Origin of the sequence: Rhodococcus sp. T7 (assembly GCF_009872365.1) — a bacterium.
Taxonomy (GTDB): domain Bacteria; phylum Actinomycetota; class Actinomycetes; order Mycobacteriales; family Mycobacteriaceae; genus Rhodococcus_F.
Genome location: NZ_WXYH01000129.1, coordinates 1 through 5588, shown reverse-complemented (window position 1 = coordinate 5588; position 5588 = coordinate 1). Strand labels below are relative to the sequence as shown.

Sequence of the window (5588 nt, the reverse complement as noted above, 5' to 3'; positions counted from 1 at the left end):
GCCCGGAACACCTTCGCCTCGAACACCGGCGCCGGCAACGCCTTCCGATCCAACTTGCCCGACGCATTCAGCGGCAACTCCCCCAACACCACAAACGCCGACGGCACCATGTACGACGGCAAACGCCCCGCCACCGACACACGCAACCGATCCGCCTCGATCGAACCACCCGGCACCGGAACCACATACGCCACCAACTGATCCCCGGCACGCCCATCACCGCGCACCACCACCACAGCCTGCGACACCGCACCGTCCACCAGCAAAGCGGACTCGATCTCCCCCAACTCAATCCGCTGCCCACGGAACTTCACCTGAAAGTCAGTACGACCGATGTACTCGAGCACCCCATCGGGACGCCAGGCAACCAGATCACCCGTGCGGTACATACGCTCACCCGAACCACCGAACGGACTCGCCACAAACCGGTCCGACGTCAGATCCGGCCGCGACACATACCCCCGCGCCAACTGCACACCCGCCAGATACAACTCACCCGGAACACCCACCGGCACCGGACGCAACCGCCCATCAAGGACGAACACCTGCGAATTCCACACCGGCACACCGATCGGCACACCGCTCGACTCGGCACCGTCGACCCGGTGATACGTGATGCTGACTGCCGCCTCCGTCGGACCGTACAAGTTGTGCAACCCAGCACCACTGACCGCAGTGAAACCACGCGCGGTTTCCACCGGCAACGCCTCACCGATCACGAACACATGCCGCAACGAAGACAACGCCTCCTCCGCGACCGCCGACACGAACACCGTCAACATCGACGGCACAAAATCCGTCACCGTCACCTGATGCTCGACAATCGTATCCGCCAAATACGCGGGATCCCGGTGACCATCAGGTGTCGCCACCACCAACCGCGCACCCGAGATCAACGAAACGAAGAAACCCCACAACGACACATCGAACGTCGTCGCCGTCTTCTGCAAATACACATCCGACTCGTCGATGCCGTACTCCGACTGCATCCACAGCACCTGGTTGACAATCGCCTCATGGCTGACCGCCACCCCCTTGGGACGGCCCGTCGACCCCGACGTGAATATCACATACGCAGAGTTCGACGCCCGCAACGGCGACACCCGATCCGCATCCGTGACCGGCGCACCCGAGAATCCCGACACATCCACCGTGTCAACACAGATCACAGACCCCTGCCCCGGCACCTCGAACCCATCACGCTCCGTCGTCAACACACACACCGGAGCCGCCGTATCCAAAATATGAAGGATCCGCTCGCTCGGATGATCAGGATCGATCGGAACATACGCACCACCGGCTTTCGCGATCGCGTACATACCGACGACAAGATCAATCGACCGCCGAATCCCCAAGCCCACCAACGACTCCGAACCCACACCCTGGGCGATAAGAAGCCGCGCAAGACGATTCACCCGAACATCGAACTCACCGAAAGTGAGCTGCTCACCCTCGAACACCACCGCCACCGCACCCGGCGTCCGCGCCACCTGCGCATCGAACAACGACACCAACGTCGCACCGGGAACTTCGCGGGCGGAGCCATTCCCTGAACTGAGGAGGCGAGTCACCTCTTCTGCACCGAGTAGATCGATGTCGCCGACCGGCAGCGATGAATCGCTCACTACCGCGTCGAGGATTCGTCGGAATCGTTCCGCGAAATCATTGACCGTCGACTCGTCGAACAAATCCGTCGCATAGCTGAACTCTGCTTCGATCAGCTCAGGCTCACCGCCACTGCCATGACGATCGACCATTGTCAGCTGAAGATCCGTCTTTGCGAGTTTCGTGTCGAAGTCGACGCCGCTCACTTCCAGTCCGGGGAGTGCGATACTGGTCTCCGCCAGGTTCTGGAACGATAGACCGATCTGGAATAGCGGATTGCGCGCTGTTGACCGTGGTGGATTGAGTACCTCGACCAACCGCTCGAACGGCACATCCGCGTGGCCGAACGCACCCAGATCGACTTCACGCACGTGGCCGAGCATATCGGCGAATGTGTCACCCGAATCGACTCGAGTTCGCAGCACCAGTGTATTGACGAACATGCCGATCAGGTCGTCGACTGCTTGTTCGCCACGGCCGGCGATGGGAGTGCCCACCGCAATGTCGCTTGTCCCAGACAACCGCGCCAGCAGTACTGCCAACGCCGAATGTATCACCATGAACAACGTCGAGTTGTTACGGTGCGCCAGATCCAGTAATGCCCGACGCGTGTGCGCGTCAAGTGTGAACTGCACTGATTTGCCGCGGAAAGACTGGGTCGCCGGACGCGGTCGATCTGCAGGCAAGTCCAACTGATCCGGCAGATCCGACAGTGCCGCCTGCCAATAGCCGACCTGTTGGGTGATCAGTGAATCAGCATCGTCTTCGGTGCCAAGCAGCTCACGCTGCCACAGACTGTAATCGGCGTACTGAACAGGAAGGGGCGCCCATTGCGGTAAATCACCGTTCAGCCGCGCTGTATACGCCACCATCACATCACGCGTCAACGGTCCCATGGAGTAGCCGTCAGCACTTACGTGGTGGACTACGAATACCAACACATGCTCGGTGTGCGTTATGCGGAGCAATGCAGCCCGCACCGGCACTTCACCGGTGACGTCGAAGCCCTTCGACACGAGTTCGATGACGCGCGCATGTACAGCATCGCCCTCGACCGGTACCGGAGTCAGGTCAGGAACAACGCGTGCAACCGGCATGACGACCTGAACGGGACGCCCAGAGGAAACCGGATACACGGTACGCAAGACTTCATGACGTTCCATGACATCCGCGACCGCGGCCTGCAAAGCAGGCACATCCAGCAACCCGGACAACCGAATCGCCACTGGGATGTTATCTACGGCAGAAGTGGTGTCGAACTGGTTGAGGAACCAGTACCGCTGCTGGGCCATTGACAACGGCACCTGTTTCGGGCGCTGCCGCGCCACCAACGGCCTACGGCCACCGACACCCGCGTGCTCCTCCACCCGCGCCGCCAGAGAATGCACCGACGACGCCTCGAACAACGTCCGCACGGGCACCGCGGTGTCGAGCGCCGCACCCAAATGGGAGGCCGCCTGCATCGCGATCAGCGAATTTCCACCCAACTCGAAGAAATCATCATCAAGGCCAACCCTCTCGACCCCGAGAACCTTGGCGAACACCCTCGCCACGATCTCTTCGATCGGCGTCTGCGGCGCCCGATACACCTTCGCCTCGAGCACTGGCTCCGGCAACGCCTTGAGATCCACCTTGCCACTCGAATTCAGCGGTAAGCCATTGAGAACCACGAATGCCGACGGCACCATATATGCCGGCAAGGACCGCCCGACAAACTCCGACAACTCCACCGTATCGATCGAATGCCCATGTACAGGAACGACATACGTTGCCAGTCCAGTAGCGCCCGACGGCAGCTCTTGGCCGACCGTGATCGAGAAGTCCACACTCGGATGCGCCGCCATCACGGTATCGATCTCACCGAGCTCGATCCGGAAACCGCGCACCTTCACCTGGAAATCCGAGCGTCCCACATACTCGAGATTCATTCCTGAGGTCCACCGCACGACATCGCCAGTGCGATACAACCGGGAGCCCGCCTCACCGAAGGGATTCGCGACAAACCGCTCAGCAGTCAATCCTGGACGCCCGCGATAGCCACGAGCCAACGCGTCACCGGCGAGATACAACTCACCAGCCACACCCGTCGGCACCGGATTCAGCCGCGAATCCAACACTGCCGCAAAAGTCCCTGCGACCGGTGCCCCAATTGTCACCGGCGCGCCCGCGGTCAGCTCACCAAAGGTGGAGATGATGGTCGTTTCGGTGGGACCATACCCATTGACATATTTGCGGCCTGGAGCCCACCGGGCGACCAACTCAGGCGTCGACGCATCACCACCAACCGACACCACCGCCAGGTCGTCCAATTCAGTCGGATCAACCGACCCCAACACCGCCGGCGTGATGATCGCGTGCGTCACCCTCTCCTCGGCAAGCAACTGCGCCAACTCTGCGCCACCGAGAACCGATGGTGGCACAACCACCAAACTCGCACCCCGCGAGAACGCCACCATCCACTCGAGCACCGACGGATCGAAACTCGGAACACATATGTGCAAGAAGCGCGACGCGGCATCCACCCCGTACAACTCGACCGCGTCAGCCAGCAACGCATTCAAACCACCGTGCGTGACCGCCACGCCCTTCGGGCGTCCCGTCGAGCCTGACGTATAGATCACATACGCCACATTCTCCGTCCTGACAGGCAAAAGCCGATCCGCATCGGTCAGCGGTGCCGCTGACCTTGACGCGATGCGCGCGCCGAACTCGGCATCATCGAGAACGAGCCACTCCGTGTCCTCAGGCATGTCGCCCGCGAACACCGAAGCAGTCAGACCGACGACAGCACCGGCATCGGAGAGCACATACCGCATCCGATCCACCGGAAGTGTCGGATCGAGCGGCACGTACGCAGCACCCGTCTTCGCGACCGCCCATACCGCGAGAACCATCTCGTACGAGCGCTGAAAGGACAATGCCACGCACTGTTCCGAACCGGTGCCGCGTGCGATCAACAGTCGGGCCAACCGCGACGACTGCTCGTCGAGTTCCCGGTACGAGACCGACCGACCATCGAACCGCACCGCCACCGCATCCGGATCCACCGCAACCGCCGCAGTCAAAATCTCCGACAACGTCCGCGCAGCCGGGACACCCTCACCATGAACATGCGTCAACTGCGCACGCTCGTCCCCCGACAACAGCTCGATGTCCCCCACCGGCACCGCAGAATCCACCGTCACCGCCTCGAGGACCCGCACAAACCGATCCGCGAACCCCACCACCGTCGACTCATCGAACAAATCCGTCGCATACGTGAACTGCACCGACAACCCCGCCGACACACCCTGCTCGTCGACCGACTCGATGACCGTCACCTGCAAATCGAACTTCGCCACCGCCGCATCGAACTCCACACCCGAAATCGACAACCCCGGCAACTCGAACGTGCTCTGACCCACGTTCTGGAACGCCAACGCCACCTGGAACAACGGATGCCGCGCTGTCGATCGGACCGGATCAAGCACCTCCACCAACCGCTCGAACGGCACATCACTGTGCCCGAACGCAGCCACATCCACCTCACGCGTACGCCCCAACAACTCCGTGAACGACACACCCGGATCAACCTCGGTCCGCAACACCACCGTGTTCACGAACATCCCGACCAACTCGTCGAGCGCCTCCTCACCACGCCCCGCCACCGGCGTCCCCACCGCAACATCCCCGGTCCCCGACAACCGCGACAACAACACCGCCAACGCCGCATGCACCACCATGAACAACGTCGCATTACTCTCCCGCGCAAGCACATTCAAGGCCCGATGCACATCAGCACCGACCGCAAACGAATAACTCGCACCCCGATTCGACGCCACCACCGGACGCGGCCGATCCACCGGCAAATCCAACTGATCCGGCAACCCCGCCAAAGCATCCGTCCAGAACAACTCCTGCTGCGCAATCAACGACGCCGGATCATCCTCCGACCCCAACACCTCACGCTGCCACAACGCAAAATCCGCATACTGCACCTCGAG

The 5588-nt window shown here is 61.6% G+C and carries 1 protein-coding gene; it reads right to left on the bottom strand.

Features of this window, described 5'->3' with window-relative positions; genetic code table 11:
* Positions 1-5588, bottom strand: a 5588-nt coding sequence (locus MLGJGCBP_RS15370; protein ID WP_160096656.1) for a non-ribosomal peptide synthetase, incomplete at both ends; no start/stop codon positions are given.